Below are 16,300 nucleotides of genomic sequence, written 5' to 3'. Positions count from 1 at the left end.
CGGGCCGTGTTGTTTCAAACTGGGGTTCCCGGTGTTATCCTTGACCGTTCCGTCGGTTGCGTAATCGGAGTTTCCCTGGAGTTTCCCCATGGCCCCTCGCGCCAATTGGAAGGGCTTTTTGCGCCTTTCGCTCGTGACTTGCCCGGTTGCCCTGTACCCGGCGACATCGGATACCGAAAAGGTCTCCTTCAACCAGATCAACCGCAAGACCGGCCACCGGATCAAATACGCCAAGGTCGACGCGGAGACCGGCGAGGAAGTCTCCACCGAAGACATCATGAAGGGCTACAAGGTCGACACCGACACCTATATCGAGGTCACCAAGGAAGAGCTCGACGACATCGCGCTGGATTCGACCCGCACCATCGAGATCGACGAATTCGTGCCGCGCAGCGAGATCGACAGCCGCTATCTGATCCGTCCCTACTACCTCGTTCCCGACGGCAAGGTCGGCCACGACGCCTTTGCGGTGATCCGCGAGACCATCCGCAGCCTGAACAAGGTCGCGATCGGCCGCGTGGTGTTGACCAATCGCGAGCACATCATCGCGCTCGAGCCGCTCGACAACGGGCTGATGGGCACACTGTTGCGCTACCCGTATGAAGTGCGCAGCGAGAAGGAGTATTTCGACGACATCCAGGATGTGAAGATCACCAAGGACATGCTCGATCTCGCCAGGCACATCGTCGAGCAGAAGTCCGCCGACTTCGATCCGGAGGAGTTCGAGGACCGCTACGAGCAGGCGCTGATCGACCTGATCAACCAGAAGCGCAACGGCATCAAGGTCGCCAAGCCCGCGGCGAAGACCAGCGGCAACGTCATCAACCTGATGGACGCGCTGAAGAAGAGCCTTGCCAACGAGAAGCAGGCCGCGCCCGCCAAGGCCGAGGCAAAGGCCGCGAAGGGCAAGAAGCCGAAGAAGCGCATCGAGGGCCAGCGCGAAATGCTGCTGCCGATCTCGGGCAGCGGCAAGCGCGAGCCCAAGGAGGCCGCCAAACCCGAGCCGAAGAAGGCCGAGAAGACAACGCGCGCCCAGGGCACCGCGGCGCGCAAGAAGGCAGGCTAGCGCAGCGACCGCAAGATGAGCCCGGTCCACAGCGCCTGAGATGTTCCGGTCGAGATGCCCTGGTCGACGCCGTTTGACGAACCGATCGCGCTGCATCGCGGCGGCACACTGGTGACGCTGCAGCACGCCGCCGACTACATCATGAAGCTATCGGAAGACACCCAGCAGGAAACGCGCTGGCAGATCGCGGTCGAGCATCTGATCAATGCGGCGGAACAAGGCGCCGGCTGGTTGATGTTCGCGCGCATCGCGATGCTGCGCGCGTTGAACGGGGACGACTGAATCCGGAAAATGCCGAGCTGCCGGCAGGGCTTACTTGAATGCCGAGCTGACGGCATTGAATTGGCCGCTCACGCTGGTGCCGATGCCCCTGACGCCGGCGACGATCACGATGCTGATGCCTCCGGCGATGATGGCGTATTCAATGGCCGTCGCCCCGACCTCATCACGCAGAAACCTTGCCATCAACGCGCGCATGAAAAGCTCCTGTCCGACGCTCGCGGCTTTTTCTCCCGCGCCGTAGTAATATGCCGGCCAAACTAGGCCACATTGGTTGACGGCCCATTGAGGGAAAGGATGAACGGTCGCTTAAAAGTTGCAGCGAATTTCCGTGCTAGTTCTGCCTGCATCGGGTTGCCGCCGGGCGAGGCACTTGGCCGCGGCCGGAGCGCTTTCCAGCGAAGTGGACACCGGCTCGCGCAAAGAAAACGCGTCAAAACAAGTATCTAGAGCTCCGTTCTGATCCTGTCTGACCGGAAACAGCTCCAGTCGTAAACGCATATCAGAACTACCTGATCCGGCCCCGGCCGCGCTTTACCGGTGCCGCGGAATCCTGTTCCTTTATCGGACAGGCGACAACGAGGCCGGAACGAACCGGCCGCATGCAAAGGGAGTGACCGTCATGAAGCTCGGCACCGCGATCGCGGAAATCATGAAGCGCGAGGGGATCGAGATCCTCACGGGCTACCCGGTCAACCACCTGATCGAATACGCCGCCAATGCCGACATCCGCCCGGTGATGGTGCGCCAGGAGCGCATCGGCGTGCACATGGCAGACGCGATCTCCCGCGTCACATCGGGCGAGAAGATCGGCGCCTTCTGCATGCAGCACGGCCCCGGCGCGGAGAACGCGATGGGCGGCGTCGCGCAATGCTACGGCGAATCCGTGCCCGTCCTTGTGCTGCCGATGGGCTATGCGCGTCGACTGGCGAATATCGACCCGAACTTCAATTCCAGCCAGGCGATGAAGGCGTTTTCAAAATCGTCGGAGCCGATCAACATCGCAGCCGAGGTCTGCAACATCTTTCGGCGGGCATTTACAAAATTGAAGAACGGCCGCGGCGGGCCGGTCATCGTCGAAATCCCCGCCGACATGTGGAACGAGGAGGTGCCGGAGCCCTTGAACTACACCCCGGTGCTGCGCACCCGCTACGGCGCCGACCCCGTCCATGTGAAGGAAGCGGCCGCCCTGCTCGTTGGCGCCAAGCGTCCGGTGATCTATGCCGGCCAGGGCGTGCACTATGCAAAGGCCTGGCCGCAGCTGAAGCGCCTCGCCGAACGGCTCGCGATCCCGGTCACCACCAGCCTCGGCGGCAAGTCGTCCTTCCCCGAGACGCACCCGCTCTCGCTCGGCTCCGGCGGCCTCGCGGTGCCGCGCGCGGTGCCGAAATTTCTTTCCGAAGCCGACGTGATCTTCGGCATCGGCTGCTCCTTCACCGAGACGTCATTCGGCATCGCGATGCCGAAGGGCAAGACCATCATCCATTCGACGCTCGATCCGAACCACATCAACAAGGATGTCGAGGCCAAGGTCGGCCTCGTCGGCGACGCCGGCCTGGTGCTCGACGCGCTGCTGGAGGAGATCGGCAAGACCGTGACCTCGGACCGCAACGCAAGCGCGGTCGCCGAGGAGATCGCCGCCTCCCACAAGGAGTGGCTCGCCAAGTGGATGCCGAAGCTGACGCACAACGACGCGCCGCTCAATCCCTACCGCGTGCTGTGGGACCTGCAGCACACCGTCGACATCCACAACACCGTCATCACCCACGACGCCGGCAGCCCGCGCGACCAGCTTTCGCCGTTCTGGAAGTCCGTCGAGCCGCTGTCCTATATCGGCTGGGGCAAGACCACGCAGCTCGGCTACGGCCTTGGTCTCGCGATGGGCGCCAAGCTCGCCAAGCCGGACAAGCTCTGCATCAATGTCTGGGGCGACGCCGCGATCGGCTTTACGGGGATGGACTTCGAGACCGCGGTGCGCGAGCGGATTCCGATCATGTCGATCCTGCTCAACAATTTCTCGATGGCGATCGAATTGAAGGTGATGCCGATCTCGACCGAGAAATACCGCTCGACCGACATCTCCGGCGATTACGCCGCGATGGCCCGCGCCTTCGGCGGCTACGGCGAACGGGTGACCAAGCCCGAGGACATCATCCCCGCGATCAAGCGCGGCATCCAGAAGACCAAGGAAGGCGTGCCGGTGCTGCTGGAATTCATCACCAGCAAGGAGACCGAGGTGTCGCGGCCGGGGACGTGACGGCACCTCACACGCCGCTCTGCCACTTGATTTGACCGCGCCAGCGCAGGCAAGCTCCCTCCGGTGCAACTTCGGAGGGAGAGATGGCGCGCATCCTGGTGCTGGGGGCCGGCTTTGCCGGGCTATGGGCCGCGCTCGGCGCAGCCCGCAAGCGCGACGAGATCGGTGCGCGGGCAGCAGACACCGAAATTCTCGTCGTCGATCGCAACGCCTATCACAACATCCGGGTGCGCAATTACGAGGTCGATCTCGGCGACGTCGCGCTGCCGCTCAAGGACCTGCTCGATCCGGTTGGCGTCGGCCACATGGTGGCCGAGGTCGCGGCGATCGATCCGGCGACGCGCGCCGTCACGGTGAGGACGGGCGCGGGCGCGGAGGTTGTGAGCTACGACCGGCTGGTGCTGACCACCGGCAGCGAGTTGGTCCGCCCCGCCATCCCGGGCCTTGCCGCCCACGGCTTCGATGTCGACACGTATGAAGCAGCGATGCGGCTCGACACGCATCTGGCGGCGCTCGGTAAAGAGCCGCCGTCAGAGGCACGCGCGAGCATCGCGGTCGTCGGCGCAGGGTTCACCGGGATCGAGGTCGCGACCGAGATGCCGGCCAAGCTGGCGCACGCCGGCATCGCCGGCGATCATCGGGTCATCCTGATCGATCCCAATCCCGTCGTCGGCGCGACCTTCGGCGCGCATGGCCGCCCGGTCATCAACGAGGCGCTGGCCGCGCTCGGCGTCGAGACGCGGCTGAATGTCCGGGTCAGTGCCGTCGGCGCCGACAGCATCACGCTCGATAGCGGCGAGATCATTCCGACCAAAACCGTGGTGTGGTGCGCCGGCATGCGCGCCAGCCCCCTCGCCGCCTCGCTGCCGGCCAGGCGCGACGCGCTCGGCCGCATCAAGGTCGACCATACCATGCGCGTCGAAGGCCTTGCGGACGTCTTCGCCGCCGGCGACGTCGCCGCCTGCCTGATCGACGGCGAGCACCCGACCGTGATGTCGTGCCAGTTCGCGCGGCCGATGGGCCGCTTCGCCGGCCACAATGTGGTGGCGGACCTGTTTGGCGAGAAGCTGCTGCAGCTCAATATCGACTGGTATGTGACGGTGCTCGATCTCGGCGCCTGGGGTGCGCTCTACACCACCGGCTGGGACCGCGAGGTGCACACCACAGGCGCCGCCGCCAAGCTCACCAAGCAGACCATCAACCAGCAGCGCATCTATCCGCCACGCAACGGCGACCGCGCCGCGCTGCTCGCCGCGGCCGCGCCGACGATCCAGACGGCGCCGCCGACGCGCAAGTAGTTTGGGACTCACATTCGCCGATCGTCATTGCGAGCCACCCGGTCGGCGCGAAGCGCCGCCGGATGACAGGCTCCGCGAAGCAATCCAGATGGATTGCTTCGTCGCTACAGCGCAAAATGGCTTCGCAATTTTGTCGCGAGCTCCTCGCAACGACGGCGAGTACGTCTGCTACTGCGACAGCTTCACGAAGTTCGGAAACTTCATCTGGCCCTCGGCGATCGCCTTCGGCCAGACCGTGATCTGCTTGCCGCCCTGCCACTGGAACACGAGGCCGGTCACCGCGCCCGGACCGGACTTGATGCCGTGGGTGAACTCGTCGTTCTTGCCGTAGAACTGGATCTTGCCGATCGTGCCCTCGAAGTCGGTCTTCTCGAGCTCGGTCACCATCTTGTCCGGATCGGTCGAGCCGGCGCGCTGGATCGCCTCGGCGATGATGTAGACCTCGTCATAGGCGGTGTAGCCGGTATAGGCCGGCGGCGTGCCGAACTTGGCCTTGAACGCCGCCGCAAACGGCTTGGTCTTCGGCGTTACCGCAACATCGGGCGTTGCCACCGCGAGCGAGGGCACGCCCTCGGCCGCGCCGTTGGTATCGCCCCAGAAGGTCGGGCTCAGCGCCTGCGCGCTGATGCCGAACATCGGGATCGGCACCTGCTGGTTCTTCCACTGCACGGTCGGCTGCACGCCGACATGGGAGATGCCGGTGACGATCACGTCGGGCTTGGCGGCTTCCATCTTGTTGAAGATCGGCGTGAAGTCGGTGGTGTCGGGCGAGAAGCGAATGTGCTCGACCACCTTCAGGCCCGCTTTCGGCAGGCAGGCCTCGTAGCCGACGTCGAGCGGCTTGGTCCAGGCCGCGTCCTCGCTCATGATCGCGACCGACTTGAACTTGAGCTGGTCGACCAACAGCTCCTTGGCCGCGTCGCAGACCAGCTGCGCCTGCGCGGCCGAGGTCAGGTAGCCGTGGAAGGTGTACTTGTTCTTCTCATAGTCGTTGTGCACCGCCTTGGTGATCTCGTTCGAGGCGGCGCCGGGCGTGATCAGCGGCATCTTCAGCCGCGCAGCCCACGGCTCGAGCGCCAGCACGACCTCGCTGATGTAACTCGCGATCACGGCCGAAACCTTGTCCTCGCTCACCGCGCGCTGGAAGGCGCGCACCGAGTCCGCCGACGAGCTCTTGTTGTCGTAGGTGACGATCTCGATCTTGCGGCCCATCACGCCGCCCTTGGCGTTGATCTCGTCGGCTGCGATCTGCGCGCCGCCCGGCGTCGCCGCGCCCGCGATCGACTGCACTTCGGCAATGATACCGATCTTGATCGGGTCCTTGGACTGCGCATAGGCCGGTGCCGCGAGGCAGAGCGCGAGCGCCGAGGCCAACAGGCTCACGCGGGTCGCGGTTGAATATGCTGTCATCATGATCTCCCTTGCTTTGCTTTCTTCTTTTCAAACTGCGAACGTCAGAGAAAGTCCTTGCCGGCCTCCGCGGCGAACCGGCCCGGATCGCCCTCCCAGACGATCCGCGCGTGCTCCAGCACATAGACGCGGTCGGCATGCGGAAGCGCAAACGTCACGTTCTGCTCGCCCAGCAGCACCGTGATCTTGGTGGTCTGGCGCAGCTTCTCCAGCGCCTTCGACAGCAGCTCGAGGATGACAGGCGCAAGCCCCAGCGTCGGCTCGTCCAGGATCAGGATCTGCGGCTGCATCATCAGCGCGCGGCCGATCGCCAGCATCTGCTGCTCGCCGCCGGACAGCGTCTGCGCCATCTGGCCCTGGCGTTCCTTCAGGATCGGGAACAGCTCGAACAGCCAGGCGAGTTGCTTGGCCCGCGCCGCGTCGTCGAGATGTTGGCCGCCGAGGTCGAGATTTTCCCGCACCGTCATCTCGCCGAACAATTCGCGCGATTCCGGACATTGCACGAGGCCGGAGCGAGCGATCTTCGCAGGTCCCGTGCCGCGCAGTGGCTGCCCGCCGCGCAGGATCTCGCCGGTATACGGCAGGAAACCCGAGATGGTGTTGAACAGCGTGGTCTTGCCGGCGCCGTTGAGGCCGACGACGGAGACGAACTCGCCCTCATGGACGTGGATCGAGACGTTTTCCAGCGCCTGCGCCTTGCCGTAATGCACGCTGATATTCTCGACCTGCAGCAGCGGCACCTTGTCCTTGAACGAGGTCTCGGGCCGCGCGTGCGTCTGGATCGCGCCGCCGAGATAGACCCGCCGCACGGTCTCGTTCTTCATCACGTCCTCGGCGCGGCCGGTCGTGATCTCCTCGCCGAGATACATCGCGAGCACGCGGTCGACCAGCGCCGCGACGCTCTTGACGTTGTGGTCGACCAGCATCACCGCGCGGCCCTCGTCGCGGAAGCTGCGGATCAATGCCGAGAAGGTGCCAACCTCGGCGCTGGTGAGACCAGCGAAGGGCTCGTCGACCAGCACGACCTTGGGGTCGCGCGCGATCGCTTTGGCCAATTCCAGCCGGCGCAGGTCGGCGAACGGCAGCGTCGGCGGGCGGCGGTCCATCACTGCCCCTAGCCCGACGCGCTCGGCGATCCACTTGGCGCGCTCGGTCAGCGCCTTGTCGGGAAACAGCATGAACAGGCTGTCGGGCAACAGCGCGACCATGATGTTCTCCAGCACGGTCTGCCGGTTCAGCGGCCGCGAGTGCTGGAACACCATGCCGAAGCCCTTGCGCGCGATCTTGTGCGCAGGCAGCCCGGCGACGTTCTCGCCTTCGAACAGCACCTCGCCCGCGGTCGGGCGCTCGATGCCCATCACGCTCTTCATCGCGGTCGACTTGCCCGAGCCGTTCGGTCCGATCAGGCCGAGGATCTCGCCGGGATGCAGATCGAACGAGAGGTTCTTCACGGCGGTCAGGCCGCCGAATCTTTTGGTCAATCCGCGGACGGTGAGCGTTGCGGTGGTCACAGTCTGATCCATTAAGAGCGGGCCTCGCGTGACAGGGCCGCTCCGAGGAAACCGCCGGGGAAGAACAGGACGACGAGCAGCGCCACCGCCGAGACGATGAAGGTCGCTAGCTCGCCGGTCGGACGCAGGAACTCGCCGGCCACGATCAGAAAGATCGCGCCCAGCGCGGCTCCCAGCACGGTGCGCCGGCCGCCGAGCACGGCGGAAACGATCACGTTCACGCCGACCGCAACGTCAACCACGGTGCCGACCGAGGCGGTGCCGAAGTAGAACACGAGCAGCGCGCCCGACAGTCCCGAGAAGAAGGCGCTGACGATGAAGGCCGCGAGCTTGTGCTTGACGATGTTGAAGCCGAGCGCACCGGCCTGCACCGGATCCTGCCCGCTCGCCTGCAGCACGAGACCGACCGGCGATTGCGACAGGCCGTAGAGGATGGCCGCGCTCACGGTCATGAAGCCGAGCGCGATCCAGTAATTGGCGCCGGCATTGATGGTGATGACGTCGGGGATGGTGAGCCCGATCTCGCCGCCGGTGAGATCGGCGAACACCACGACGAAGTTCTGCAGCATCAAGACCGCCACCAGCGTGGTCAGGCCGAAATACGGCCCCCTCACCCGCAGCGCCGGCAGCGCCAGCACGAAGCCCGCGACGACCGACGCCAGCGCGCCGAGCAGGATGCAGAGATAGACCGACCAGCCGAACTGGTTGTTGAGGATCCCGGCGGTGTAGGCGCCGGTGCCGATCAGGAAGGTCGGCCCGAAATTGACCTCGCCGGCGAAGCCGAACAGGAGGTCCCAGGCCATCGCGAACACGCCGAAATAGAACGCGACGGTCAGCAGCCCGAGGATGTAGCCCGAGACGTAGAACGGCAGCGTCGCGGCGACCACCACGCAGACCAGCGAAATGAAGAACAAGCGCGAGGAAAAGAAGCTGGCCATCTCAGCGCCTCCCGAGCAGGCCCTGAGGCCGGATATACATCACGAACACCAGAAGCAGCAGCGCCGGAATGGTGCGATAGGCCGGCGAGATCATGTAGGCCGTGATGGTCTCGAGATAGCCGACGACGAAGGCTGCGATCAGCGAGCCCGACACGCTGCCGAGGCCGCCGAGCACGACGATCGAGAACGCGCTCGCGGTCAGCGGCCCGACGCTGTAGGAGCTGACGCCGAGGAACATGCCGAGCAGCACGCCGGCGATGCCGGCGAGAATGCCGTAGATGCCCCACACCACGATGTAGATCTGGGTGAGCTCGAGCCCGAGCAGCGTGACGCCGCGCGGGTTCATCGAAGCCGCCAGTACCGCCTTGCCGGTCCTGGTGCGGTTCACCAGTAGCCACAGCAGGCCGATCACGAGGCAGCAGACCAGCGCGGTGAAGATATTGTTGCGCGGTGTGCGGTTGCCGAAGATATCGACGACACCCTCGACGATCGGCAGCACCGTCTTGGCGTTGTTGGTGAAGAAATAGGCGATCAGCTCCTGGATCATGATGCCCCACAGCAGGGTGCCGGTGAGGACGAAGATTTCCTTCTCCTCGTTGGGGATCCGCGTTGAATTCTGGATCGGCTTGACGACCGCAAAATAGGTCGCGAACGACACGATCAGCGCGACGCCGACACCGAACAGCGCGCCGGTGTAGATGTCGAGGTGCAGCACGCTGGCCGCGGCCCAGGCCGCGACCGCGGCGGCCACCATGATGGCACCGTGGGAGAGGTTGAGGACGCCGGAGACACCGAAGATCAGGGTGAAACCGGTGGCGCCGAGCGCATAGAGCGCGCTGATGGCAAAGCCATCGATCAGGATTTGTAAGGCAAGCATCTCAGATTGGCCGCGGCAGCAGGGCTGCCTGTTGTGGAGGACACAGAACCGAACAGGGATGCTCCCGGGTGGGGCCCGGGAGCATGATCATCAGTCAGTTCGTGGTGACCTTGATGAAGCTCGGGAACTTGAGATCGCTTTTGGCGACCTCCTTCGGCCAGACCGCGACCTGCTTGCCGCCCTGCCACTGCAGCATCAGTCCGGTGATCAGGCCCTTGCCGTATTTGATCGAATGGGTGAACGGATCGTCCTTGCCGTAGAACTGGACGCGTCCGATGGTGCCTTCCCAGTCGGTCTTCTCCAGCGCATCGACCATCTTGTCGGCCTCGACCGAGCCGGCGCGCTTCACCGCATCGGCGATGTAGTAGACCTCGTCATAGGCGGTGTAGCCCGCGTAGGACGGATAGTTGCCGTAGCGCTTCTTGAAGCCTTCCGCGAACGGCACCGACTTCGGCGTCACCGCGACGTTCGGGCCGGACACGCCCTGATACAGCACGCCTTCCGCCGCGTCGTTGGTGTCCTTGCCGAAGGTCTCATTGGTCGCCTGCGAGGAAATGCCGAACATCGGAATCGGCACCTGCTGGTTCTTCCACTGCACCGTCGGCTGCACGCCGACATGCGAGATGCCGGTGATGATCACGTCGGGCTTGGAGCCTTCGACCTTGTTGAAGATCGGCGTGAAGTCGGTGGTGTCGGGCGAGAAACGGATATGGTCGACGACCTTGAGCCCGATCTTCGGCAGGCACTCCTCGTAGCCGACATCGAGCGGCTTGGTCCACGCGGCATCCTCGCTCATGATGACCGCGGTCTTCATGTGCTTCTGATCGACCAGCAGCTCCTTGGCGGCGTCGCAGACCGACAGCGCCAGCGCGGCCGAGGTCAGGTAGCCGTGGAAGGTGTACTTGTTCTTCTCGTAATCGGCGTGGACGCTCTTGCTGATCTCGTTGGAGGCGGCGCCGGGCGTGACGAACGGCGTCTTCAGGCGCGAAGCCCAGGGCTCGAGCGCCAGCACCACTTCGCTGATGTAGCTCGAAATGACGACGTTGACCTTGTCTTCGTTGACCGCGCGCTGGAACGCGCGCACCGAATCCGCCGAGGACGAGTGGTTGTCGTAGCTGACGATCTCGATCTTGCGGCCGTCGATGCCGCCCTTGGCATTGATCTCGTCGGCGGCCAGCTGCGCCGCCTGCGGGATCGATGCACCGGCAATCGCCTGCGCTTCGGCGATCACGCCGATCTTGAGGGTGTCGGCAGCCAGCGCTCCGCTCGGCGCCGCAGCCAACAGGCCCAACACGGCCGCTCCTGCAAGTTTCTGCATCGCGTGCACGGGGAGTCGCAATGTTCTTGTCACCCTGTTTCTCTCCTCTTTTTCTTCGGCTGCTTCGAGCTCTTGGGGCGCGACTATAGCCGCGACAAAATGCGCAGCAAGTGAAACTGCGCGCAGATCGCCATGCAAGGACGGCGACTAAAGTAGTGGGTCGGCGCTCACCAAATGAACAAACATGAGGCAGCGGGGGAATAAACTGGTGGTGCACCGATCGCTCAGATCGTCATTCCCCGCTGCGCAAATTACGCGGGGCGAGCGAAGCGGAGAGAGCGGAACGAAAAGCACGGCTCGGGCAATTCATGTCGCGAGAACGCGGATTGTTGCCCGCTGGCCGTGCGACAAGCTCAGTGCCGTCCCTGCGAAAGCGGGGACCCACAACCACGGATGCTCATTGTTACGCGATTTGGAACGACGAGTCCGATTCACAACATCCGCCTCGGCGACGACAGCGGTGTATGAGGCGACTGCCTCTACTCCGCCATCTCCGCCGGCGGGCGGGCGGCGGGACCAGCGAGCGGGCGCTCTTCCATCGTGATCATGCAGATCGAGGCGGTGGTCAGCAGCACGGCGGCGGCGCCGAACACGTAGCGGAACGCATGGATCATGTCGGCCATCGGGATCGCGCTGACGGTGCCGGCGGAGGCGGCATGATGCTCGCCGGCGAGCGAGATGTCGGTCCCCAGCGTCATCAGCAGGATGGTAGTGAAGGCGGCGACCGTGAAGGAGGCCATCATCGCGCGGAAGAAGTTCATCGCGCCGGTCACGGTACCGACCTGCGGCCGCGCCACCGCGTTCTGCAACGACACCACGCTGATCGGGAATGTGGTGCCGAGGCCGAGCGCGAACACGCTCATCAACAGCAATAATCCCCACAGCGGCAGCGTCGTCACCGCCATGCCGACGGCACAGATCGCGGCCACCGAGGTGCCGACGATGGCGACGCGCTTGTAGTGCTTGGCCTTCGCCATGGTCCGGCCGGCGATCGCCGCACCGAAGGTCGAGATCGCCGCGAGCGGGATCAGCGCGAGGCCGGCCTCGCTGGCGGTGAGATGATAGACCACCTCGTAATAGAGCGGCAGATGCACGGTGAGGCCGACCATGGCGCCGAGCGCACAGCCGCCCGCCCCCATCGCGAACGGCACCACCGAGCCGCCGAGCAGCGACAGCGGCAGGAACGGCTCGTCGGCGCGGCGCGCGTGCCAGACGAAGGCGCCGGCGAGCGCGATCGAGGCGCCCACCATCGCGGTGATGGTCGGCGACAGCCAGGACAGACGGGTGCCGCCCCAGGTCAGCACCAGCATCAACACGACGGCCGAGGCCATCAGCAGGATGCCGCCGAGCCAGTCGACCTTGCGCTTGCGGTGGAACACCGGGATCTTGCCCATCTTCGGCAGCAGCAGCGCCAGCGCCGCCGCCGCGAGCGGCAGGTTGATCCAGAAGATCATCGACCAGTGCAGATGCTCGGCGAATACGCCGCCGACCACCGGGCCGAGGATGCCGCCGGCCATCCAGACGCTGGAGAAATAGGCCTGATAGCGGCCGCGCTCGCGCGGGCTCACCACGTCGGAGATCACGGTCTGGACCACCGGCATGATGCCGCCGCCGCCGAGCCCCTGCAGGCCGCGGGCGACGATCAGCATCGTCATGCTGGGCGCGATTGCGCACAGCACCGAGCCGACCACGAACAGGCTGAGCGAGGTGATGATCATGACGCGGCGGCCATAGATGTCGCTCAGCGTGCCGAACACCGGCGCCACCGCCGTCGAGGCCAAGAGATAGGCCGTGATCACCCAGGACAGATTGGTGACGTCGTGAAACTGGCGCCCGATCGTCGGCAGCGCGGTCGCGACGATGGTCTGGTCGAGCGCGGCCAGGAACATCGTCAGCATCAGGCTGATGACGATGGTGCGGACCTCGTCCGGATTGAGTGGTGCCGGCGGCGCCAGCGGCGGCGCTTCGCTGAGTTCGATCACCTCGCTCGGAAGGCGGGACAGCTCTTCGGCAATGTCGTCGGGCAATGTCTCTTGGTCGGCAGGAATCCGGCTCTGCCGTTCATACTTGTTCATTTGAGGCGTAATGCTGCTGCGCGGGCGCGTCCCGCGATGGAATCATTCTCTGCTTCGCAATTTATGCAGCGATTGAATGCTGAGGCAGGCACCCCAGCGCATGGGTGCATCCCGCCGCGATGTTCTCGCGGTGACGTGATCGCGGACGCGGCGACGACGTCACGCTTTGGTCGTCTTGCCCAGCGTTTTCGGCCGCTTCTTCAATTGTGCCCGTTTCGGCAGCAGAGCCGGCCATCGCACGATATGATCCTCGAGATCGGCGTCGTTGACATCGAGCTCGGTGCCCTCCACCCGCCCGCGCACCGAGACGCCGGCTTCATGGACGGTGTTGGGATCGCCCGAGATCAGGGGATGCCACCAATAGAGGTCCCGCCCCTCGGCCACCAGCCGGTAGCCGCAGCTCGGCGGCAGCCAGTTCAGCGTCCGGACGTTTTCGGGTGTCAGACGGACGCAATCCGGAACCTGGTCGGAACGGTTCGGGTAGTCCTTGCAGGTGCAGAGGCCGGAATCGAGCAGCTTGCAGGAGATATGGGTGAAATAGATCTTGCCGGTGTCCTCGTCCTCGAGCTTCTCCAGGCAGCACCGTGCGCAGCCGTCACACAGGCTCTCCCATTCGGCGTTGGACATCTCTTCCAACGTCTTGGTTTTCCAGAAGAATCCCTCCTGGTCCGACGGGCGCTTGGGCGATGCGGTCATGATATCCCTGAAATGGCGGTGCAACTCTTCTTGGGATGCCGGCAACGCTTGCGCAAGGGGGTGGTATTGCGGGGTCGAAAAAGCCGGTGGGCAGCGTTAGGGCTCCCATTAAATTCACAAGCCGCGCCATTGGTTTATGGCAGCCGCTCGGATAGAACAACGAACGAGTCCCCATCGACGCAAAAGCGCCTTGGGATTGCCGCAACATCGAAGCAAGACGCTGCCCTGTGCCCGGTTTGGGCGCCCACAGCGCAGTCGAACTGATCAAGGGTCCGGTCCTTTCAGATCATGCCGTCCCATTGGAAACAGAGGGTCCGGAACTTCTTCCTGGACCTCGATGCGCGTATCGACTCGACGCTGTTCTCGTCGGGCAAGGGCCTGCGCGAGCTCTACGAGCGCTATTCCACCTTCATGGACCGCTTCTATGTCGGCCGCTGGAAGCGCTGGGTGTTCATCGAGCCGCTGTCGGAGGCCGCAACCCTTGGGCTCGGCGGCATGATCCTGATGCTGACGCTCGCGATCCCCGCCTTCCGCGAGACCGCCGACGAGGACTGGCTGAAGAAGTCCGACCTCGCGGTGACGTTCCTCGACCGCTACGGCAACCCGATCGGCAGCCGCGGCATCAAGCACAATGACTCGATCCCGCTGGAAGATTTTCCGGACAATCTGATCAAGGCGACGCTCGCGACCGAGGACCGCCGCTTCTACGACCATTTCGGCATCGACGTGCCGGGCCTTGCCCGCGCGCTGGTCACCAACGCGCAGGCCGGCGGCGTCCGCCAGGGCGGTTCGTCGATCACCCAGCAGCTCGCCAAGAACCTGTTCCTGAACAACGAGCGCACCATCGAGCGCAAGGTGAAGGAAGCCTTCCTCGCGATCTGGCTGGAGACGCGGCTCACCAAGAACGAGATCCTGAAGCTCTATCTCGACCGCGCCTATATGGGCGGCGGCACCTTCGGCGTCGACGGCGCGGCGCATTTCTATTTCAACAAGTCGGTGCGCGACGTGAATCTCGCGGAGGCCGCGATGCTCGCCGGCCTGTTCAAGGCGCCGACCAAATACGCCCCGCACATCAACCTGCCCGCGGCCCGCGCCCGCGCCAATGTCGTGCTCGACAACCTCGTCGATGCCGGCTTCATGACCGAGGGCCAGGTGTTCGGCGCCCGCCGCAATCCGGCGGTCGCGGTCGACCGGCGCGACGAGAACTCGCCGAACTACTATCTCGACTACGCCTTCGACGAGATGCGCAAGCTGGTCGACACCTTCCCGAAATCCTACACCGAGCGCGTCTTCGTGGTCCGCACCGCGATCGACATGAACGTGCAGAAGGCGGCCGAGGAAGCGATCGAGAACCAGCTGCGACAGTTCGGGCGCGACTATCACGCGACGCAGGCCGCGACCGTGGTGTCCGATCTCGACGGCGGCATCCGCGCCATGGTCGGCGGACGCGACTACGGTGCGAGCCAGTTCAACCGCGCCACCGACGCCTATCGCCAGCCGGGCTCGTCGTTCAAACCCTATGTCTACACCACGGCGCTGCTGAACGGCTTCACGCCGAACTCGAAGATCGTCGACGGCCCGGTCTGCATCGGCAACTGGTGCCCGCAGAACTATGGCCATTCCTATTCGGGTCAGGTCACGCTGACGCAGGCGATCACCCGCTCGATCAACGTGGTGCCGGTCAAGCTCTCGATCATGATGGGCGGCAAGGAAGGGCCGAAGGCGGGCCGCGCCAAGATCGTCGAGGTCGCGCGCCGCTTCGGCCTCAAGGCGCCGCTGCCCGATACGCCGTCGTTGCCCATCGGCTCCGACGAAGTCACGGTGCTGGAGCACGCGGTCGCCTATGCGACCTTCCCGAATCGCGGCAAGGCGGTGACGCCGCATTCGGTGCTCGAGGTGCGCACCGGCGCCGGCGACCTGGTATGGCGCTGGGACCGCGACGGTCCGAAACCGCGGCAGGCGATTCCGCCGAACATCGCCGCCGATATGGCGGGCATGATGAGCCACGTGGTCAGCGAAGGCACCGCGCGCCGCGCCGCGCTCGACGGCATTCCGACCGCCGGCAAGACCGGCACCACCAACGCCTATCGCGACGCCTGGTTCGTCGGCTACACCGGCAACTTCACCTGCGCGGTCTGGTACGGCAATGACGACTATTCGCCGACCAACCGCATGACCGGCGGCTCGCTGCCGGCGCAGACCTGGCACGACATCATGGTCGCGGCGCATCAGGGCGTGGAGGTCAAGGAGCTCGTCGGCGTCGGCATGGGCCAGAAGCTGCCGCCGCAGCCGGCGCAGACCAATGCCCAGGCCAACGCGGCGCCGCGCGTATTGGAAACCAAGCCGGGTCCGCCGCCGGTCTTGACCAAGCGCGGCGCGGATATCCTGGTGCGGGTCGAGAAGATGCTCGACGACGCGGCCAGGACGGCTGAGAAGACCACCGGCAAGACCACGCTGAACGAGTCCTCGAAGACCGGCAAGGCCGAGTCCTCGAGCGCGCTGGCGTTCCCCGAAAACTACGTTGCCGCGGCCGGGCCGGACGGCGCGACACCGGCACCGCCACGCAAGAACTGAC

The 16,300-nt window shown here is 64.9% G+C and carries 13 protein-coding genes; 5 read left to right on the top strand and 8 right to left on the bottom strand.

Going from position 1 to position 16,300, the window contains the following annotated elements; translation table 11 throughout:
- The first annotated feature begins 88 nt into the window (after window positions 1-88).
- Window positions 89-1,066 (top strand): non-homologous end joining protein Ku, encoded by a 978-nt coding sequence (ku, locus tag ACVI1L_RS27955; RefSeq protein WP_057020206.1) that lies wholly within the window; start codon window positions 89-91, stop codon window positions 1,064-1,066.
- A gap of 54 nt (window positions 1,067-1,120) precedes the next feature.
- Window positions 1,121-1,348 carry a hypothetical protein gene (locus ACVI1L_RS27950; RefSeq protein WP_016841800.1) on the top strand — a complete coding sequence of 76 codons (228 nt, stop codon included), beginning with the start codon at window positions 1,121-1,123 and terminating at the stop codon, window positions 1,346-1,348.
- 30 nt (window positions 1,349-1,378) lie between these two features.
- On the opposite strand, the gene ACVI1L_RS27945 is transcribed toward ACVI1L_RS27950, so the two are convergent.
- On the bottom strand, window positions 1,379-1,543 hold the full coding sequence (locus ACVI1L_RS27945; RefSeq protein ID WP_016841801.1) for a Flp family type IVb pilin: 165 nt from the start codon (window positions 1,541-1,543) through the stop codon (window positions 1,379-1,381).
- Window positions 1,544-1,967: 424 nt separating this feature from the next.
- On the opposite strand from ACVI1L_RS27945, the gene ACVI1L_RS27940 reads away from it, so the two are divergent.
- Both ACVI1L_RS27940 and ACVI1L_RS27935 read left to right on the top strand, forming a co-directional pair.
- Window positions 1,968-3,602 carry a thiamine pyrophosphate-requiring protein gene (locus ACVI1L_RS27940; protein WP_283062661.1) on the top strand — a complete coding sequence of 545 codons (1,635 nt, stop codon included), beginning with the start codon at window positions 1,968-1,970 and terminating at the stop codon, window positions 3,600-3,602.
- An 83-nt stretch (window positions 3,603-3,685) separates the two neighbouring features.
- Window positions 3,686-4,900: an NAD(P)/FAD-dependent oxidoreductase gene (locus ACVI1L_RS27935; RefSeq protein ID WP_456784354.1), complete on the top strand. Its 1,215-nt coding sequence runs from the start codon at window positions 3,686-3,688 to the stop codon at window positions 4,898-4,900.
- A 168-nt stretch (window positions 4,901-5,068) separates the two neighbouring features.
- Here ACVI1L_RS27935 and ACVI1L_RS27930 read toward each other — a convergent pair whose 3' ends face one another.
- The 7 genes from ACVI1L_RS27930 to ACVI1L_RS27900 form a co-directional block, all read right to left on the bottom strand.
- Entirely contained in the window at window positions 5,069-6,313 is a 1,245-nt protein-coding gene (locus ACVI1L_RS27930) for an ABC transporter substrate-binding protein (RefSeq protein ID WP_076833195.1), read from the bottom strand.
- Window positions 6,314-6,354: 41 nt separating this feature from the next.
- Complete coding sequence (locus ACVI1L_RS27925) at window positions 6,355-7,833, bottom strand: ATP-binding cassette domain-containing protein (RefSeq protein WP_141342550.1); 1,479 nt, start codon at window positions 7,831-7,833, stop codon at window positions 6,355-6,357.
- Window positions 7,833-8,759, bottom strand: a complete 927-nt coding sequence (locus ACVI1L_RS27920) for a branched-chain amino acid ABC transporter permease (RefSeq protein WP_057020202.1) — start codon at window positions 8,757-8,759, stop codon at window positions 7,833-7,835. Before ACVI1L_RS27920 ends, ACVI1L_RS27925 begins: the two co-directional genes overlap by 1 nt.
- 1 nt (window position 8,760) lies before the next feature.
- Window positions 8,761-9,636 carry a branched-chain amino acid ABC transporter permease gene (locus ACVI1L_RS27915; protein ID WP_050424320.1) on the bottom strand — a complete coding sequence of 292 codons (876 nt, stop codon included), beginning with the start codon at window positions 9,634-9,636 and terminating at the stop codon, window positions 8,761-8,763.
- A 94-nt stretch (window positions 9,637-9,730) separates the two neighbouring features.
- Entirely contained in the window at window positions 9,731-10,954 is a 1,224-nt protein-coding gene (locus tag ACVI1L_RS27910; RefSeq protein WP_076833190.1) for an ABC transporter substrate-binding protein, read from the bottom strand.
- Between the two features lie 479 nt (window positions 10,955-11,433).
- Window positions 11,434-13,029, bottom strand: coding sequence for an MDR family MFS transporter (locus ACVI1L_RS27905; protein WP_057020200.1), 1,596 nt, complete (start codon window positions 13,027-13,029; stop codon window positions 11,434-11,436).
- Window positions 13,030-13,188: 159 nt separating this feature from the next.
- Window positions 13,189-13,725, bottom strand: a complete 537-nt coding sequence (locus ACVI1L_RS27900; RefSeq protein WP_057020199.1) for a YcgN family cysteine cluster protein — start codon at window positions 13,723-13,725, stop codon at window positions 13,189-13,191.
- A gap of 288 nt (window positions 13,726-14,013) precedes the next feature.
- Between ACVI1L_RS27900 and ACVI1L_RS27895 the strand changes: the two genes are divergently transcribed.
- The gene (locus ACVI1L_RS27895; protein WP_456784353.1) at window positions 14,014-16,299 is read left to right on the top strand and encodes a transglycosylase domain-containing protein; all 2,286 of its coding nucleotides are present in this window, start codon (window positions 14,014-14,016) and stop codon (window positions 16,297-16,299) included.
- The last annotated feature ends 1 nt before the right edge of the window (window position 16,300 follow it).

The organism is Bradyrhizobium sp. USDA 4516 (genome assembly GCF_054055915.1).
The sequence above is the reverse complement of the archived record's forward strand: the minus strand, read 5'-3'. Positions and strand labels throughout refer to the sequence as shown.

Bases quoted from the DNA above. Each gene is read 5' to 3' on its own strand.
- ACVI1L_RS27915 (WP_050424320.1), bottom strand. From the start codon at position 9,636: ATGCTTGCCTTACAAATCCTGATCGATGGCTTTGCCATCAGCGCGCTC.
- ACVI1L_RS27925 (WP_141342550.1), bottom strand. From the start codon at position 7,833: ATGGATCAGACTGTGACCACCGCAACGCTCACCGTCCGCGGATTGACC.
- ACVI1L_RS27910 (WP_076833190.1), bottom strand. From the start codon at position 10,954: ATGCAGAAACTTGCAGGAGCGGCCGTGTTGGGCCTGTTGGCTGCGGCG.
- ACVI1L_RS27950 (WP_016841800.1), top strand. From the start codon at position 1,121: ATGCCCTGGTCGACGCCGTTTGACGAACCGATCGCGCTGCATCGCGGC.
- ACVI1L_RS27920 (WP_057020202.1), bottom strand. From the start codon at position 8,759: ATGGCCAGCTTCTTTTCCTCGCGCTTGTTCTTCATTTCGCTGGTCTGC.
- ACVI1L_RS27905 (WP_057020200.1), bottom strand. From the start codon at position 13,029: ATGAACAAGTATGAACGGCAGAGCCGGATTCCTGCCGACCAAGAGACA.
- ACVI1L_RS27945 (WP_016841801.1), bottom strand. From the start codon at position 1,543: ATGCGCGCGTTGATGGCAAGGTTTCTGCGTGATGAGGTCGGGGCGACG.
- ACVI1L_RS27895 (WP_456784353.1), top strand. From the start codon at position 14,014: ATGCCGTCCCATTGGAAACAGAGGGTCCGGAACTTCTTCCTGGACCTC.
- ACVI1L_RS27935 (WP_456784354.1), top strand. From the start codon at position 3,686: ATGGCGCGCATCCTGGTGCTGGGGGCCGGCTTTGCCGGGCTATGGGCC.
- ACVI1L_RS27940 (WP_283062661.1), top strand. From the start codon at position 1,968: ATGAAGCTCGGCACCGCGATCGCGGAAATCATGAAGCGCGAGGGGATC.
- ku (WP_057020206.1), top strand. From the start codon at position 89: ATGGCCCCTCGCGCCAATTGGAAGGGCTTTTTGCGCCTTTCGCTCGTG.
- ACVI1L_RS27930 (WP_076833195.1), bottom strand. From the start codon at position 6,313: ATGATGACAGCATATTCAACCGCGACCCGCGTGAGCCTGTTGGCCTCG.
- ACVI1L_RS27900 (WP_057020199.1), bottom strand. From the start codon at position 13,725: ATGACCGCATCGCCCAAGCGCCCGTCGGACCAGGAGGGATTCTTCTGG.